14 protein-coding genes are annotated in these 17,194 nt (G+C 69.8%); 4 read left to right on the top strand and 10 right to left on the bottom strand.

Going from position 1 to position 17,194, the window contains the following annotated elements:
• Positions 1-414 precede the first annotated feature (414 nt).
• The 3 genes from ACFYY2_RS26210 to thyX form a co-directional block, all read right to left on the bottom strand.
• A complete protein-coding gene (locus tag ACFYY2_RS26210; RefSeq protein WP_388747094.1) occupies positions 415-2,100 on the bottom strand; it encodes a ribonuclease J in 1,686 nt (561 codons plus the stop codon).
• 130 nt (positions 2,101-2,230) lie between these two features.
• Entirely contained in the window at positions 2,231-3,130 is a 900-nt protein-coding gene (gene dapA / locus ACFYY2_RS26205; protein ID WP_388747091.1) for a 4-hydroxy-tetrahydrodipicolinate synthase, read from the bottom strand.
• A 152-nt stretch (positions 3,131-3,282) separates the two neighbouring features.
• On the bottom strand, positions 3,283-4,020 hold the full coding sequence (gene thyX / locus ACFYY2_RS26200; protein ID WP_388747088.1) for an FAD-dependent thymidylate synthase: 738 nt from the start codon (positions 4,018-4,020) through the stop codon (positions 3,283-3,285).
• Between the two features lie 175 nt (positions 4,021-4,195).
• On the opposite strand from thyX, the gene ACFYY2_RS26195 reads away from it, so the two are divergent.
• Positions 4,196-4,435 (top strand): hypothetical protein, encoded by a 240-nt coding sequence (locus ACFYY2_RS26195; RefSeq protein ID WP_388747085.1) that lies wholly within the window; start codon positions 4,196-4,198, stop codon positions 4,433-4,435.
• 93 nt (positions 4,436-4,528) lie between these two features.
• Entirely contained in the window at positions 4,529-5,080 is a 552-nt protein-coding gene (locus ACFYY2_RS26190; protein WP_388747082.1) for a hypothetical protein, read from the top strand.
• Between the two features lie 41 nt (positions 5,081-5,121).
• Here the strand turns inward: ACFYY2_RS26190 and ACFYY2_RS26185 are convergent, their stop codons facing one another.
• The 6 genes from ACFYY2_RS26185 to eccD all read right to left on the bottom strand — a co-directional run bounded on the left by ACFYY2_RS26185 (position 5,122) and on the right by eccD (position 12,174).
• Positions 5,122-5,574 (bottom strand): hypothetical protein, encoded by a 453-nt coding sequence (locus ACFYY2_RS26185; RefSeq protein WP_388747079.1) that lies wholly within the window; start codon positions 5,572-5,574, stop codon positions 5,122-5,124.
• A gap of 14 nt (positions 5,575-5,588) precedes the next feature.
• Positions 5,589-6,341: a 4-hydroxy-tetrahydrodipicolinate reductase gene (gene dapB, locus ACFYY2_RS26180; RefSeq protein ID WP_388747076.1), complete on the bottom strand. Its 753-nt coding sequence runs from the start codon at positions 6,339-6,341 to the stop codon at positions 5,589-5,591.
• A 22-nt stretch (positions 6,342-6,363) separates the two neighbouring features.
• Positions 6,364-7,743: a M16 family metallopeptidase gene (locus ACFYY2_RS26175; RefSeq protein ID WP_388747073.1), complete on the bottom strand. Its 1,380-nt coding sequence runs from the start codon at positions 7,741-7,743 to the stop codon at positions 6,364-6,366.
• Complete coding sequence (locus ACFYY2_RS26170) at positions 7,740-9,953, bottom strand: polyribonucleotide nucleotidyltransferase (RefSeq protein ID WP_388747070.1); 2,214 nt, start codon at positions 9,951-9,953, stop codon at positions 7,740-7,742. Before ACFYY2_RS26170 ends, ACFYY2_RS26175 begins: the two co-directional genes overlap by 4 nt.
• A gap of 272 nt (positions 9,954-10,225) precedes the next feature.
• Entirely contained in the window at positions 10,226-10,516 is a 291-nt protein-coding gene (gene rpsO, locus ACFYY2_RS26165; RefSeq protein WP_003965855.1) for a 30S ribosomal protein S15, read from the bottom strand.
• Positions 10,517-10,692: 176 nt separating this feature from the next.
• Entirely contained in the window at positions 10,693-12,174 is a 1,482-nt protein-coding gene (gene eccD, locus ACFYY2_RS26160) for a type VII secretion integral membrane protein EccD (RefSeq protein WP_388747067.1), read from the bottom strand.
• A gap of 184 nt (positions 12,175-12,358) precedes the next feature.
• Here eccD and eccCa point away from each other — a divergent pair, with 184 nt between their 5' ends.
• Complete coding sequence (gene eccCa, locus ACFYY2_RS26155) at positions 12,359-16,315, top strand: type VII secretion protein EccCa (protein WP_388747064.1); 3,957 nt, start codon at positions 12,359-12,361, stop codon at positions 16,313-16,315.
• Positions 16,316-16,565: 250 nt separating this feature from the next.
• The gene (locus ACFYY2_RS26150; protein WP_014048676.1) at positions 16,566-16,799 is read left to right on the top strand and encodes a DUF397 domain-containing protein; all 234 of its coding nucleotides are present in this window, start codon (positions 16,566-16,568) and stop codon (positions 16,797-16,799) included.
• Positions 16,800-16,885: 86 nt separating this feature from the next.
• Here ACFYY2_RS26150 and ACFYY2_RS26145 read toward each other — a convergent pair whose 3' ends face one another.
• On the bottom strand, positions 16,886-17,191 hold the full coding sequence (locus ACFYY2_RS26145; RefSeq protein WP_329041035.1) for a WXG100 family type VII secretion target: 306 nt from the start codon (positions 17,189-17,191) through the stop codon (positions 16,886-16,888).
• Positions 17,192-17,194 lie beyond the last annotated feature (3 nt).

The raw sequence follows: 17,194 nt of genomic DNA, 5'->3' as shown, positions 1-17,194 counted from the left end.
GTCCCGTTTCACCGGGGCCCTCCGGGCGCTTCCCTTCGTTCTTGCGTTTCCGACTCTATCAGACTCTTTCGTGTCCGATTCCCGGTCGAAGCGGGCTACTGCTTGTTTCGCTTTCCAGTTCTTCGCTTTCGCGTTTCCCTTTCCTGCGGTTCCAACTTTACCAGACTCTTTTTCGTTCCGTTTCCGGTCCGAATTTGATTCCGGCGACCTGTGGAGTGGTCTTTGCCTTTCGGCGAACCCGACTTTATCAGAAGTTCTGAGTCGGAATTCCCGCCTCCTCGAAGGGCTCCCTCGCACAGACGTGCGCGGGGTGCTTCCCGTTCAGGCGGAAACGTAAACGTACTGGAGCGGGCCGCCCCGATGCAAATCGGGGCGGCCCGCTCCTGTTCGGCCGCAGGTGACGGCGTCCGACGGTCAGACCTCGACGACGACCGGAAGGATCATCGGGCGCCGACGGTAGGTGTCCGACACCCACTTGCCGACGGTACGGCGGACCAGCTGCTGGAACTGGTGCGGCTCCATCACCCCGTCCTGGGCGGACTTGTTGAGGGCCTCCTCGACCTTCGGCACCACGGCTCCGAAGGCGGAGTCGTCGATGCCGGAACCCCGGGCCTGGATGTGCGGGCCGCCCACGATCTTGCCGGAGGAGCTGTCGACCACGATGAAGACCGAGATGATCCCCTCGTCGCCGAGGATGCGGCGGTCCTTGAGGGACGTCTCCGTGACGTCGCCGACGGAGAGACCGTCGACGTAGACGTAGCCGGCCTGCACCTTGCCGACGATCTTCGCCTTGCCGTCGACGAGGTCGACGACGACGCCGTCCTCGGCGATGACGATGTGGTCCTTCGGCACGCCGGTCAGCGCACCGAGTTCGGCGTTGGCCCTGAGGTGGCGCCATTCGCCGTGCACCGGCATCAGGTTCTTCGGCTTGCAGATGTTGTAGAAGTACAGCAGCTCGCCCGCCGAGGCGTGGCCCGAGACGTGGACCTTGGCGTTGCCCTTGTGGACGACGTTCGCGCCCCAGCGGGTCAGGCCGTTGATCACGCGGTAGACCGCGTTCTCGTTGCCCGGGATGAGCGACGACGCGAGGATCACGGTGTCACCCGGGACGATCCGGATCTGGTGGTCCCGGTTGGCCATGCGCGAGAGCGCGGCCATGGGCTCACCCTGGGAACCGGTGCAGACGAGTACGACCTCGTCGTCCGGCAGGTCGTCGAGCGTCTTGACGTCGACGACGAGGCCGGCGGGAACCTTCAGGTAGCCCAGGTCACGGGCGATGCCCATGTTGCGGACCATGGAACGGCCGACGAAGGCGACCCTGCGGCCGTACTCGTGGGCGGCGTCCAGGATCTGCTGGATGCGGTGCACGTGGCTGGCGAAGCTGGCCACGATGATGCGCTTCTGCGCGTTGGCGAACACCGTGCGCAGGACGTTGGAGATGTCCCGCTCGGGCGGAACGAACCCGGGGACCTCGGCGTTCGTCGAGTCGGAGAGCAGCAGGTCGATGCCCTCCTCACTCAGCCTCGCGAAGGCGTGCAGGTCCGTGAGGCGGCCGTCCAGCGGAAGCTGGTCCATCTTGAAGTCACCGGTCGCGACGGCCAGGCCCGCGGGGGTGCGGATGGCGACGGCCAGAGCGTCCGGGATGGAGTGGTTGACCGCGATGAACTCGCAGTCGAACACACCGAGGCGCTCGCGCTGTCCCTCCGCCACCTCCAGGGTGTACGGACGGATCCGGTGCTCCTGGAGCTTGGCCTCGATGAGGGCGAGGGTCAGCTTCGAGCCGATCAGCGGGATGTCCGGCTTCAGGCGGAGCAGGTAGGGCACGCCACCGATGTGGTCCTCGTGGCCGTGCGTGAGGACGATGCCCTCGATGTCGTCGAGGCGGTCCCGGATCGTGGTGAAGTCCGGGAGGATCAGGTCGATGCCGGGCTGCTCCTCCTCCGGGAAGAGCACGCCGCAGTCGACGATGAGCAGACGGCCGCCGTATTCGAAGACGGTCATGTTGCGGCCGATTTCGCCCAGGCCGCCGAGGGGGGTGACCCGGAGGCCGCCCTTCGGGAGCTTCGGCGGGGTACCGAGTTCGGGATGCGGATGACTCAAAAGACTCTCCTTACCACGCGCGCCACGTACCGCTGAGGGCACGTGGCGCGCATGTCATTCGTGCACTTGCTGTTGTCAGGTGGTGTTGCCGTCGCGAGTCGCCCCGCGTATTCAGTTGTGAAGTCCGTGGTCAGAGCTGTACCCCGCCGGCCGCCAGATCGATCTTGAGCTGGGCCGTCTCCTGCGCCGAGAGTTCCACGAGCGGCAGGCGGAGCGGCCCCGCGGGCAGGCCCTGCAGGGTGAGCGCCGCCTTCGTGGTGATCACGCCCTGGGTGCGGAACATGCCGGTGAAGACGGGGAGCAGCTTCTGGTGGATCTCGGTGGCCTTCTGCACGTCGCCGCCGAGGTGTGCCTCGATGAGCGCGCGCAGCTCCGGGGTGGCGACGTGACCGACGACGGAGACGAATCCGCAGGCGCCGACCGAGAGCAGTGGCAGGTTGAGCATGTCGTCGCCGGAGTACCAGGCGAGGCCGGACTGGGCGATGGCCCAGCTGGAGCGGCCCAGGTCGCCCTTGGCGTCCTTGTTGGCGACGATCCGGGGGTGCTCGGCGAGCCGGACGAGTGTCTCTGTGTCGATCGGCACACCGCTGCGGCCGGGAATGTCGTACAGCATCACCGGGAGCCCGGTGGAGTCCGCGATGACGTTGAAGTGCCGCAGGAGGCCTTCCTGCGGCGGCTTGTTGTAGTACGGGGTGACCGCGAGGAGGCCGTGCGCGCCGGCCCGCTCGGCGGCCTGGGCCAGCTCGACGCTGTGCCGGGTGTCGTTGGTGCCCACGCCCGCGACGACGTGTGCGCGGTCTCCGACGGCTTCGAGCACAGCCCTGACGAGCTGGTCTTTCTCCGCGTCGCTGGTGGTCGGGGACTCGCCCGTGGTGCCGTTGATGATCAGGCCGTCGTTGCCTGCGTCCACCAGATGGGCGGCGAGCCGCTGGGCGCCGTCGATGTCGAGTGCGCCGTCCGCCGTGAAGGGCGTGACCATAGCGGTGAGGACCCGCCCGAAGGGGGTCTGCGGAGTGGAGATCGGAGCCATGGGTAACACGCTACTCGTTGGTCGGAGCGCCGCGCCCCCTCGGGGGGACGGGGAAGAGGAGCCCGGCACTGCCTGCTCGGGGGTTCAAGCAGTGCCGGGTCCGTTTGATCAGCCTAGATGAACTTCACGAAACGTCGCAATACGGACACCGCTTACGGAGCTACACGTCCGTTTTTGTTGAACGCGGCATGAGTGAGCGGCATCAGGGTCCGCCAGTGCTGCTCCATCTGTTCGCCGACCATCTCGATCTCGCGCTGCGGGAAGGACGGGACCTTCGCGAGCTCGTGCTGTGTCCGCAGTCCGAGGAAGTGCATCAGCGAGCGGGCGTTGCAGGTGGCGTACATCGTCGAGAACAGGCCGACCGGCAGCACCGCACGGGCGACCTCGCGGGCGACCCCGGCGGCGAGCATCTCCTGGTAGGCGTCGTACGCCTGGCGGTAGGAGTCCTCCATGGCGCGGGTCGTGAGCGCGTGCTGCTCCGGCGTCCCCTCGACGAACTCGTACTTGCCGGGACGGCCCTGCTGGATGAGCTTGCGGGACTCCCCCGGGACGTAGAAGACCGGTTCGAGCTCCCTGTAGCGACCCGATTCCTCGTTGTAGGACCAGCCCACACGGTGCCTCATGAACTCCCGGAACACGAAGATCGGGGCACTGATGAAGAAGGTCATCGAGTTGTGCTCGAACGGGCTGCCGTGCCGGTCCCGCATGAGGTAGTTGATGAGACCCTTGGAGCGCTCGGGGTCCTTCGTGACCTCTTCCAGGGACTGCTCACCGGCCGTCGACACGCGGGCCGCGAACAGCACGTCGGAGTCGCTTGCGGCGGATTTCACCAGGTCAACGGTGACATTGCTGCGGAAGTGGGCCTTGGTGGGCTCGGGGGTGTCGGTCACCGGCGGGGGTCCTTCCCATTGCGTCGCTCGGGCGGCATCCACTCTACGGGGCGCCGGCCTGGCCTCCGTCAGCGGGAATTCCCGCACGCGTTCGGCGATTCGGGGCACCGATCGGGCCTCCCGTACGTCTGACTCGTCAGCAGCACCCCTCACAGAGTCCAAGGAGATCTTCCTCATGTTCCGCCGGCGTGAATCCGTCCCGTTCTCGTTCGTAGCCGAGGCCGACCGGTTCCGCAGTAACGTCACACCTCCTCCCCGCCTGCGCGCCAGCGCCTCACAGCTGGCGAGTCGTTCGCTCGTCGGGCTGACCCTGATCGCCGGATTCGCCGGCTCGCTGCTCTTCGGGCTGCCCGCACTGGACACCGGCAGCACCTCTTCGCACAGCCAGACGTCCGAGGCCTCACAGCACCGCTGACCCGTACGGGCCCCCTGGGGTGGTAGGCCGGGGGGCCTCTCGGTAGCCTCACCGGGCACAGCAATCGAGCGTGCTTGTGAGTGAGGATCAGTCGTGCCCCTGCCCTTCCTGACAGCCGACCGCGCATTCGACGCGGACGCAGAGGACATCGCACTGCCGTTCGACGACCATGACAGCTGGCGGCGGCCCTACCGCCCCGGCCCGTGGCGGGTCGCGGCGGCGGCCACCCTCCTGCTGCTCGCGTCCTTCGTGCTGCTCGCCGGTGTGATCATCACGGTGACCGGATCGCTGTCCGGCGCGAGCGTGTGCTTCGTGCTCGCCGGCGCGGCCATCGTGAGCGCGCTGCGGCTGCTGCGCGTGGGCGCGTGGGTGAGCCGCCACGGCGTACGGCGGGTGGCTTTCCTCCGTACGACCACGATCGCGTGGAGCGACGCGTCCGTCGTCCGCACGGTCCAGCAGCCGGTGAGGTGGCTCGGCTTCCCGCGCACCGTCCAGGGCCAGGCCCTGATCGTGGTGCGCCGGGGCGGCGAGACGCCACTGCCGCTGCTGACGGACCACAACGCGGACTTCCTGGCGCGTGCCGAGGCCTTCGAGCGTGCCACCGACACGGTCGAGGCCTGGAGCGACGAGTACCGCACCGGCTGACACCGGACGGTTCGCACCACGACAAGCCGGTACGGCGCCGATCAGGCGCGTACCGGCTTGTTCGCGTGCAGGGCGATCGCGCGCTGCATCGCCTTGCGGGCCCGGGGGGTGTCCCTGGCGTCCTGGTACGCCACCGCCAGACGGAACCAGCAGCGCCAGTCGTCCGGGCTGTCCTCGGCCTCCTCGCGGCGCCTGGCGAACACGGCGTCGGCGGAATCGCGGTCGATCCGCCCGGACGGGGTGCGCACCAGCTCGTCGACGGGCAGACCGCCCTCGGCGTCCAGCTCGGCGGCCAGGGCGTTTGCCCGCCGGACGAACTGGGTGTTCTTCCAGAGGAACCAGACGCCGATCACCGGCAGGATCAGCACAGCCACACCGAAGGTGACCGTGAGCAGCGTGCCGTGCCGGATGAGCAGGACGCCGCGGCTGCCGGCCAGGACGAAGTAGAAGACCAGGACGGCGGCGGTGACGGCGTAGGTGAGCTTTGCGCGCATGGGGGTGGGCCCAGTCAGTTCAGGTCGAGGAAGTGTTCCAGGCCGAAGGTGAGGCCGGGAGTGGTCACCACACGGCGGGTGCCGAGCAGGATGCCCGGCATGAAGCTGCTGTGGTGCAGTGAGTCGTGGCGCAGGGTGAGGGTCTCGCCCTCGCCGCCCAGCAGGACCTCCTGGTGGGCGAGGAGGCCGCGGAGCCGCACGGAGTGGACCGGGACGCCGTCGACGTCCGCTCCCCGTGCTCCCTCCAGGGCCGTGGCCGTCGCGTCCGGCTGCGGCGCGGCGCCCGCCTTCGCGCGGGCCGCCGCGATGAGCTGGGCGGTACGGGTCGCGGTGCCGGAGGGCGCGTCGGCCTTGTTCGGGTGGTGGAGCTCGATCACCTCGACGGACTCGAAGTAGCGGGCGGCCTGCTCCGCGAACCTCATGGTGAGCACGGCGCCGATCGAGAAGTTCGGTGCGATGAGCACACCGGTCTCCGGGGAACCGGAGAGCCAGGTGTTCAGCTGCGCGAGCCGTTCGTCGGTCCAGCCGGTGGTGCCGACCACCGCGTGGATGCCGTGCCGGACGCAGAAGTCGAGGTTCTCCATCACCGAGGCCGGTGTGGTGAGCTCCACGACAACCTGGGCGCCGGTCTCCGTCAGGGTCTCCAGCTTGTCGCCGCGGCCGAGGGCGGCCACCAGCTCCATGTCACCGGCGGCCTCGACGGCTCGCACGGCCTCGGACCCGATGCGTCCCTTGGCGCCGAGAACGGCCACGCGCAGCTTGCTCATCTGTTCATTTCCTTACGGGTGGTTAGGAGACCGCTTCCTGGAGGCGGTCTGCCTGCTTGTCCTTCAGCGGGCCGATCACCGAGAGGGAGGGGCGCTGACCGAGGACGTCGGCCGCGACGGCCCTGACCTCGTCGGGGGTGACCGCCGCGATCTTTGCCAGCATGTCATCGACGGACATCTGCTCGCCCCAGCAGAGCTCGCTCTTGCCGATGCGGTTCATGAGCGCACCGGTGTCCTCCAGGCCCAGGACCGTGGAACCCGCGAGCTGGCCGACGGCACGGGCGATCTCGTCGTCGCCGAGGCCGTCCGTCGCCGCGCGGTCGAGCTCGTCGCGGCAGATCTTGAGTACGTCGTGGACCTGGCTGGGCCGGCAGCCCGCGTACACACCGAAGAGGCCGCAGTCGGCGAAGCCCGAGGTGTACGAGTACACGCTGTAGGCCAGGCCGCGCTTCTCGCGCACCTCCTGGAAGAGCCGCGAGCTCATGCCGCCGCCGAGCGCGGTGTTCAGGACGCCGAGCGCCCAGCGGCGCTCGTCGGTCCTGGCCAGGCCGGGCATGCCGAGGACGACGTGGGCCTGCTCGGTCTTGCGGTTGAGCACCTCGACCCTGCCGGCCGCGCGCAGTGTGCGGGAGCCCTCGCGCGGCGCCGTGGGGACGGCGTCGGTGCGGCTCAGGGCGCCCGCCCGCTCGAAGGCCTTGCGGACCTGCCGTACGACGGTGGCGTGGTCCACGTTGCCGGCTGCGGCGACGACCAGGTGCGTGGGGTCGTAGTGCTTCTTGTAGAAGCGGGCGATCTGGCCGCGGTTCAGCGCGTTGATCGTGTCGACGGTGCCGAGGACCGGGCGGCCCAGCGGGGTGTCGCCGAGCATGGTGTGCGCGAACAGGTCGTGCACGCAGTCGCCCGGGTCGTCCTCCGTCATCGCGATCTCCTCGAGGATGACGCCGCGCTCGGCGTCGACGTCCTCGGGGGTGATCAGCGAGCCGGTCAGCATGTCGCAGACGACGTCGATGGCGAGCGGCAGGTCGGTGTCCAGGACCCGCGCGTAGTAGCAGGTGTACTCCTTCGCCGTGAAGGCGTTCATCTCGCCGCCGACCGCGTCGATCGCGGACGAGATGTCGAGGGCGCTGCGCTTGGCCGTGCCCTTGAAGAGGAGGTGTTCGAGGTAGTGCGTCGCGCCGTTCAGGGTGGGCGTCTCGTCGCGCGAACCGACGTTGGCCCAGATCCCGAAGGTGGCGGAGCGGACGGAGGGCAGGGTCTCCGTGACGACCCGGAGGCCGCCGGGGAGGACGGTGCGTCGGACCGTGCCGATGCCGTTGCTGCCCTTGAGAAGCGTTTGGGTACGGGCGACGGCCCGCCCCTCCGAGGAGGGGCGGGCCGTCGTCACGGAACTACGGGACGTCACTTGTCGGTGTCGTCCTTCGTCTCGTCCTCTTCACCCTCGACGACCGGGATCAGGGAGAGCTTGCCGCGGGAGTCGATCTCCGCGATCTCGACCTGGACCTTGGCGCCGACGCCGAGCACGTCCTCGACGTTCTCCACACGCTTGCCACCGGCGAGCTTGCGGATCTGCGAGATGTGCAGCAGGCCGTCCTTGCCGGGCATCAGGGAGACGAACGCACCGAAGGTGGTGGTCTTGACGACCGTACCCAGGTAGCGCTCGCCGACCTCCGGCATGGTCGGGTTGGCGATCGCGTTGATCGTGGCGCGGGCGGCCTCGGCCTGCGAGCCCTGCTGGGCACCGATGTAGATGGTGCCGTCGTCCTCGATCGTGATGTCGGCGCCGGTGTCCTCCTGGATCTGGTTGATCATCTTGCCCTTGGGGCCGATGACCTCACCGATCTTGTCCACCGGGATCTTGACGGTGATGATCCGCGGGGCGTTCGGGGACATCTCGTCCGGGACGTCGATGGCCTCGTTCATGACGTCCAGGATGTGCAGACGCGCGTCACGGGCCTGCTTCAGCGCGGCGGCCAGGACCGAGGCGGGGATGCCGTCGAGCTTGGTGTCGAGCTGGAGCGCGGTCACGAACTGCTTGGTGCCGGCGACCTTGAAGTCCATGTCGCCGAAGGCGTCCTCCGCACCGAGGATGTCGGTGAGGGCGACGTAGTGGGTCTTGCCGTCGATCTCCTGGGAGATCAGGCCCATGGCGATACCGGCGACGGCGGCCTTGAGGGGCACACCGGCGTTCAGCAGGGACATGGTGGAGGCGCAGACCGAGCCCATGGACGTCGAGCCGTTGGAGCCCAGCGCCTCGGAGACCTGGCGGATCGCGTAGGGGAACTCCTCGCGCGACGGCAGCACCGGCACGATGGCGCGCTCGGCGAGCGCGCCGTGGCCGATCTCACGGCGCTTGGGCGAGCCCACGCGGCCGGTCTCACCGACGGAGTACGGCGGGAAGTTGTAGTTGTGCATGTAGCGCTTGCGGGTCACCGGGGAGAGGGTGTCCAGCTGCTGCTCCATGCGGAGCATGTTGAGGGTGGTGACGCCCAGGATCTGGGTCTCGCCACGCTCGAACAGCGCGGAGCCGTGCACGCGCGGGATGGCCTCGACCTCGGCGGCGAGCGTACGGATGTCCGTGACGCCACGGCCGTCGATGCGGACCTTGTCCTTGATGACGCGCTCGCGGACCAGCTTCTTGGTCAGCGCGCGGTAGGCACCCGAGATCTCCTTCTCGCGGCCCTCGAAGGCCGGAAGGAGCTTCTCGCCCGCGATCTCCTTGATGCGGTCCAGCTCGGCCTCGCGCTCCTGCTTGCCGGCGATGGTGAGCGCCTTGGCGAGCTCGGTGCGGACGGCCTTGGTCAGCGCCTCCAGGACGTCGTCCTGGTAGTCGAGGAAGACCGGGAACTCGCCGGTGGGCTTGGCGGCCTTGGCGGCGAGGTCGGACTGGGCCCTGCAGAGCGTCTTGATGAAGGGCTTCGCGGCTTCCAGACCGGCGGCGACGACCTCCTCGGTCGGCGCCTCGGCGCCGTCCTTGACGAGCTGGATGGTCTTCTCGGTGGCCTCGGCCTCGACCATCATGATCGCGACGTCGCCGTCCTCGAGGACGCGACCCGCGACGACCATGTCGAAGACGGCGTCCTCGAGCTCGGTGTGCGTCGGGAAGGCGACCCACTGGCCCTTGATCAGGGCGACGCGGGTGGCGCCGATCGGGCCGGAGAAGGGCAGGCCCGCCAGGATCGTGGAGGCGGAGGCGGCGTTGATCGCGACCACGTCGTACAGGTGGTCGGGGTTGAGCGCCATGATCGTCTCGACGATCTGGATCTCGTTGCGCAGGCCCTTCTTGAAGGAGGGGCGCAGCGGGCGGTCGATCAGGCGGCACGTGAGGATCGCGTCCTCGGAGGGCCGGCCCTCACGGCGGAAGAAGGAGCCGGGGATCTTGCCGGCCGCGTACTGCCGCTCCTCGACGTCCACCGTGAGGGGGAAGAAGTCGAGCTGGTCCTTGGGCCGCTTGGAAGCGGTGGTGGCCGACAGCACCATGGTGTCGTCGTCCAGGTACGCCACGGCGGAGCCTGCGGCCTGCTTGGCCAGGCGGCCCGTCTCGAAGCGGATGGTGCGGGTGCCGAAGGTGCCGTTGTCGATCACGGCTTCGGCGTAGTGGGTCTCGTTCTCCACTAGTGATTTCTCCATACTCGTCGTCTTTCGTCCTGCCGCCCGTGTGGCGGAGGACGGTGCGGAGAAGCGCTCCCCTGTGTGCGGGCCGGTCTTCGATCGAAGCTCCCGGGCACTGTCCCGGGGGCCACTACCGAGGACCGGCGGCGGCTGCGGGGCGCTTCCCCTCGTCATGGTGTCGTGCGTCCAGGTTACTGAGCCCGACCCTGGTCCCGCACGTACAGAAAAGGGAGCGGCCCCCTGGAATGGGGGAACCGCTCCCTCTCACAGCGTCCTTACTTGGCGCCGCCGGCCGCACCGCGGCGGATGCCGAGGCGGTCGACGAGCGCACGGAAGCGCTGGATGTCCTTCTTGGCGAGGTACTGCAGGAGGCGGCGACGCTGGCCGACCAGGATCAGCAGACCACGACGGGAGTGGTGGTCGTGCTTGTGCGTCTTGAGGTGCTCCGTCAGGTCCGAGATCCGGCGGGAGAGCATGGCGACCTGGACCTCGGGGGATCCGGTGTCACCCTCCTTCTGGGCGAACTCGGACATGATCTGCTTCTTCGTAGCGGCGTCGAGCGGCACGCGTACTCCTCTTGGTGTTCGATGCGCCCACGAGTGCCCCTGGTCTTGATCTCAGGGGAGCTTCCGTGACTCGGAGGCGAAGGTCCGATGAGCGCAGCCCCCAGGGTGACCCGGAGGCGCGTACACAAACGGCCACCAGTCAGAGTACCAGTCGCCGAGAGCGGGTCCGACGGGCGTCAGCCGGTCATGGCCCTGGCACGGGCAAAGACGTCGAGCACGGCGAGGCAGAGCGGGACCAGGGAGAGGAGCACGGCGCTCTCCGTGAGGTCGAGGAGACGCCCCCAGAAGGGGGAGAGGCCCTTGCGCGGGATGATCAGGCCGATCGCGGTGAGCAGGGCGGCGCCGGCGGCGACGGCCGCCGACAGCCAGATCGTACGGATGTCGAGGGAGCCGCGGTCGCCGTAGCGCACCAGGTCGTACAGCAGGCCGGCCGGCGGGTTGAGCGAGAGGCCGAGGACCAGCAGTGCCACGGCGCCGATGCCGGCGACCAGGACGCAGGCGACCTGCGAGGTGTAGCGGAAGAGCCGGGCGCGCAGCAGCATCGCGAGTCCTGCGGCGAGAGCGAGCACCTGGCCCCAGACGCTGTCCGAGAAGCCGAGGACGGCCGCGGAGCCGATGACGACCGCGGAGCAGCCGCCGACCAGGCCGAGGAGCATCTCGTGGCCGCGCCGCGCCTGGGCGGCGATGCGGTCGGCGTCGACGGGCTCGCCCTGGGTACCGGGAGCGTCGCCCGGCTCGGCGAAGGGTTCGTCGTAGCCGGCGGGGGCGGTCCGCGGTGAGGCGTAGCCGATGGGCAGCCGGGCGAAGCGCGCGGAGAGGCCGGGCAGGAAGGCGACCAGGCCGAGGGCGACGGGCGCGCAGACGGCCGCGGTCTCGGTGGCGGTCGCCTTCGCGAGGATCGCGACGAAGGTGGCGAGGGTGCCGACGGTGGCGAGGAAGGTCGCCGCCACGAACGGGGCGTCACCGCTGGGGGTGAGGGCGACGAGGACGACGGAGGCGAGCAGGACGGCGACGCAGCCGAGCAGGAACTGCAGCCGGCCGGGGCTCTGGCCGGCGTCGGCACCGATGACGCCGGAGCCGCCGATGAGGACGAGGGGCAGGGCGCCGAGCCCGAGGGCGACCGCCGTGGCCCGGTCCGCGTAGACCCGCGCGCGCACGCCCGCGAAGGCGGTGAGCAGCAGGCCGGCGGATCCGGCGATGATGCCCGGCAGGCTGTGCGTGTCGTGGCGTACGGGATCGGCGAACCAGAGCACGAAGCCCATCAGGACGAGCAGCAGGACACCGCCCACCAGGCCCGCGCCGCGCAGGAGTTCGTCGCTCCACAGGTGGCGGTCCCGGGTGACGGCGGAGGCGACGGCGTCGGAGACGTCGTCGAAGACGGCGGGCGGCAGCGACTGTGCGAAGGGCCGCAGACCGAGGAGTTCACCGTCGAGGACCTGCTGCGCGGCGAGGGTGCGGGCACCGTCGAGGACGCTGCCGTCGCGGCGTACGAGGTGGTAGCCGGTGGGTGTGCCGGCCGCCTGGGTCTGGCCCGTGAGACGCAGTATCTCGGGGTAGACGTCGGCGACGGCGATGTCCTCGGGAAGCGCGACGTCGATCCGGCTGTCGGGTGCCACGACGGTGACGCGGCAGAAACCCGTCGCTGCGGTCGTACTCACGTGTCTGGTCCCCCTGATTCGCGGTTGCGCACAGTGCGCGCGCCACCCTACCGGGAGGGGTCCGGGAGACCTGCACGTAGGATCACGGTCGCGCGGATCCGAGTCCGCAGCAGTCGCAGCCACGGGGGCGTCGGTGCGGACCGGCCGGCCTTCCGCCCGTCCGTATTGAGGGATTGATGTTCCGGTGAGCCAGATCGTCGTGAAACGACCTCCGCGGTCTCTGCCGCCGGAAGTGCCCTCTGACGAGTTGACTTTGGAGGCTCCTCCCGAGCTGCCCCGCGGGCAGCAGGAGGGCATGCTGATGCAGGTCCTGCCGGTGCTCGGCATGGGCTCGTCGGTGGTCTTCTTCTTCTCTCCGCAGGCACCTCCGTTCATGCGGATCATGGGTGTCCTGATGCTGGTCTCGACGGTCGGCATGGTCGCCGCCCAGATCGTCCGGCATCGTCGCGGTACGCAAGGGCAAATGGGCGATGTCCGTCGTGACTACCTGAAGTACCTCGCCCAGACGCGGCGGACGGTGCGTCGCACGGCTCGCGCCCAGCGTGATGTGCAGCTCTACCTGCACCCGGCGCCCGAGCAGTTGTGGTCGGTGGTGGCCGAGGGCAGCCGGGTGTGGGAACGGCGCGTCGGGGACAAGGACTTCGCCCAGGTCCGGGTCGGGCTCGGGGCGCAGCAGCTGTCGACCCCGCTGATCGCCCCGGACACCGCTCCGGTGGATGAGCTGGAGCCGATGTGCGCGGGTGCGATGCAGCGGTTCCTGGCGGTGCACGGGTCGTTGGACGGGCTGCCGATGGCGGTCTCGATGCGGGCGTTCTACCACGTGACGGTGTCGGGGCGCCCGGAGTCGGCGCAGTCGGCGGCGCGGTCCCTGGTGGCTCAGCTGGTGACGCTGCACTCCCCCGAGGACCTGGTGGTCGCGGTGGTGGCGGCGCCGGGTGCGGTGGGGCGCTGGGACTGGACGAAGTGGCTGCCGCACACGCAGGTTCCCGGCCAGGTCGACGGGGCGGGTACGAAGCGGCTGTTCGGTGATGATCTGGGCGAGCTGGAGAGCCTGCTCGCGGGCAGGCTGGAGGGGCGTCCGCGCTTCGGCCGGGAGAGCCGGCCGGTGCTGGACCAGCCCCACATCGTCGTGGTGCTGGACGGCGGGATGGTGCCGCCCGACTCCCTGTTCGCGGCCGCCGAGGGACTGCAGGGCGTGACCATCGTCGAGGTGGTGCAGGGTGAGCTCGACGAACCGCGCGGCGGTCTGTCGGTGGTGGTGCGTCCGGGGCTGCTGCGGCTGGAGTCGGGTGCCGGGCTGGCGTACGAGGGTGTGCCGGACAGCATGTCGCCGGAGGCCGCGGAGGCGCTGGCCCGGCAGCTCGCACCGCTGCGCATGGGCGGGGGCGACGACGACGAACCGCTGCTCGCGGATCTGGACTTCACGGATCTGCTGAACCTCGGTGACGCGGGCTCGGTCGACGTGGCGCGCACCTGGCGGCCGCGGTCGGTGTCGGAGCGGCTGCGGGTGCCGATCGGGGTCGGCGAGGACGGCCGCCCGGTGATGCTGGACCTGAAGGAGGCCGCGCAGGAGGGCATGGGCCCGCACGGGCTGTGTGTCGGCGCGACGGGTTCCGGCAAGTCGGAGCTCCTGCGGACGCTGGTGCTCGGTCTCGCGGTCACGCATTCGTCGGAGACTCTGAACTTCGTGCTCGCCGACTTCAAGGGCGGTGCGACGTTCGCCGGGATGTCGCAGATGCCGCACGTCGCGGCGGTCATCACCAACCTGGCGGACGACCTGACCCTGGTCGACCGCATGGGCGACGCGATCCGCGGCGAGCTGCAGCGCCGGCAGGAGCTGCTGCGGTCGGCGGGCAACTACGCGAACATCCACGACTACGAGAAGGCCCGGGCGGCGGGCGCGGCCCTGGAGCCGCTGGCATCCCTGGTGCTGGTGATCGACGAGTTCTCCGAACTCCTGACGGCCAAGCCGGACTTCATCGAGATGTTCATCCAGATCGGCCGCATCGGCCGTTCGCTCGGGGTGCATCTGCTGCTGGCGTCGCAGCGCCTGGAGGAGGGCAAGCTGCGCGGCCTGGACACGTATCTCTCGTACCGGATCGGTCTGCGGACCTTCTCGGCGGCCGAGTCGCGCACGGCGCTGGGCGTGCCGGACGCCTACCACCTGCCCTCGGTACCGGGCTCGGGCTACCTCAAGTTCGGTACGGACGAGATGACCCGCTTCAAGGCGGCCTACGTGTCGGGGACCTACCGTACGGGCGGTCCCGACCTGCCGGTGGGACAGCTGCCGATCGAGCGCCGGCCCACGGTGTTCAGCGCTGTTCCGGTGCCGGTCGTGTACGCGGCGCCCGACCCGGCGCAGCTCGCCGCCCGGGCCGCCGCGGACGACGACGCGCTCGCCGACACGGTGCTCGACGTGATCGTGCGCCGGCTGGAGGGGCAGGGCGTGCCGGCCCACCAGGTGTGGCTGCCGCCGCTGGACCGGGCGCCGACGCTGGACCAGCTGCTGCCGGGGCTGGCGCCGACGGAGGAGCGCGGGTTCACCGCGACCGAGTACACGAGGCCCGGCGGGCTGACGGTGCCGCTCGGCCTGATCGACAAGCCCTTCGAGCAGCGCCGCGAGGTGCTGTACCGGGACTTCTCCGGAGCGGCCGGGCACATGCTGGTCGTGGGCGGCCCGCAGTCCGGCAAGTCCACGATGATGCGGGCCCTGATCGCCTCGTTCGCCCTCACGCACACGCCGCACGAGGTCCAGTTCTACGGGCTGGACTTCGGCGGCGGCGGTCTCGTCTCGCTCGCCGGCCTGCCGCACGTCGGCGGGATGGCGTCGCGACTGGACCCGGAGCGGGTGCGCCGGACGGTCGCGGAGGTGGGCGGTGTGCTCAACCGGCGCGAGGAGTTCTTCCGCGCCCACTCCATCGACTCGATCGCCACCTACCGGCGCAAGCGCGCCCGGGGCGAGCTGCCCGGTGAGGCCTGGGGCGACGTGTTCCTGGTGATCGACGGCTGGGGCGGTCTCCGCAACGAGTACGAGGGCCTGGAACAGGTCGTCACCGAGATCGCGGCGCGCGGCCTCGGCTACGGCGTCCACGTGGTCATCACCGCGGCCCGCTACATGGAGGTCCGGGCGGCGCTGAAGGACCAGATCCTGGGGCGGCTCGAACTCCGGCTCGGCGACGTCATGGACTCCGAGTTCGACCGGAAGGTCGCGGCGAACGTGCCGGCCGGGGTGCCCGGCCGCGGCCAGGTCCCGCAGAAGCTCCATTTCATGGGCGCGCTGCCGCGCATCGACTCGGTCAGCAGCGGCGAGGACCTGTCCGAGGGCACGGCGGCCTTCGTCACCGCGGTGGCGTCGAACTGGGCGGGCCCGGTGGCCCCGTCCGTACGGCTGCTGCCGCGCAAGCTCCCGGCCGACCAGCTGCCGAAGGGCTTCGAGTTCCCCGAGCGGGGCATCGCGATCGGTATCGACGAGACGTCGCTGGAGCCGGTCTTCGTCGACTTCGAGACCGATCCGTTCTTCCTGGTCTTCGGGGAGAGCGAGTCCGGGAAGACCAACCTGCTGCGGCTGATCGCCAAGCAGATCGGGGAGCGCTACTCCCCCGACGAGGCGAAGATCGTGGTCGGCGACTACCGCCGGGCGCTGCTCGGCGCGCTGCCGGAGGCCCACCTGCTGGAGTACGCGCCGATGGCGAGCGCCATGCAGATGCACATGGAGGCCCTCGCCGGGGTGTTCGCCCGCCGTCAGCCGCCGACCGACGTGACGCCGCAGCAGCTGAGGGACCGCAGCTGGTGGTCCGGGCCGCAGATCTTCATCATCGTCGACGACTACGACCTGGTCGCCACCAACGCGGGCAATCCGCTGGCGCCGCTGGCGGAGTATCTGCCCTTCGCCCGGGACACGGGGGTCCGGTTCATCATCGCGCGCAACTCCGCGGGCGCCTCGCGGGCGATGTACGAGGGCTTCATGCAGCGCATCAAGGAACTGGGCGCGCAGGGTGTGGTGCTGTCCGGAGATCCGTCGGAGGGCGACCTGATCGGTTCGGTGCGGGGGCACACGATGCCGCAGGGACGCGGGTACTTCGCGTCGCGGCGGCGCGGGACGCCGCTGGTGCAGACGGGCCGGCTGCCCGAGCAGCACTGAGCCGGACGGCACGGCACGGCAGGGCAGGGCAGGGCAGGGCAGGGCAGGGCACAGCACGGAGGACCCTCGGGCGTGCGCGGGGGTCCTTTGTCACGTGCGGGAAGGCCCATAGCCGACGGCGGGCCGCCGCGCATCCGAATTCGCCTCCTTGCCCTGGCGATCCGCCGTCCGGGGATAATCGGTGCGCGGGTCACGCACGTGGAACGGCCCGCGGGAACGCGCTCCGTCGCGGAACAGGGAAAGGCGTCTGATGGGCACCCAGCAGGAGAAGGACGAGCTGTACGCACTCGACATCTCGGGGGTCGAGTGGCTGAGCGCCCCCGGGACGGAGGAGGCGGAGGAGCGGGTCGAGATCGCGCATCTGCCGGGCGGCGCCGTGGCGATGCGGTCCTCGCTCGACCCGGAGACGGTCCTGCGCTACACGGAGGCCGAGTGGCGCGCCTTCGTACTGGGCGCGCGGGACGGCGAGTTCGACCTGAAGTAGGCGGGGTCACCGGGGCACGGAGGAACGGAAGAGGGGCACGGCCCGTCGGGCGTGCCCCTCTTCCGGTGACCGGCCGCGGCTCGGGGTCAGTACGCCTCGGTGAACAGGCGCGACGCCTTGACGTCCGTCGAGCGGTAGCTGTCCTTGCCGTTCTCGATGATCTTGGCGACGTGCTCCAGCCGGTCCTTCATGTGGTCGGCCTTGCCCTTGTACTGCTTCTGCAGGCCGACGTACCCGGCGTGGGCGTCACCGTCCCAGGTGTCGGTGACGACCTTGAGGGCGGCGTCCATCTCCTCCAGGTCCTTGATGATGTTGCGCGAGACGACGCGGAGGCGGTTCGCCATCTCCTGGACGCTCTCGTACCTGACCTTGGTGTTCGGATCTCCGGCCATCTG

Source organism: Streptomyces sp. NPDC001822, from assembly GCF_042892135.1.
Taxonomy (GTDB): domain Bacteria; phylum Actinomycetota; class Actinomycetes; order Streptomycetales; family Streptomycetaceae; genus Streptomyces.
This window is presented reverse-complemented; position numbering and strand designations above follow the sequence as displayed.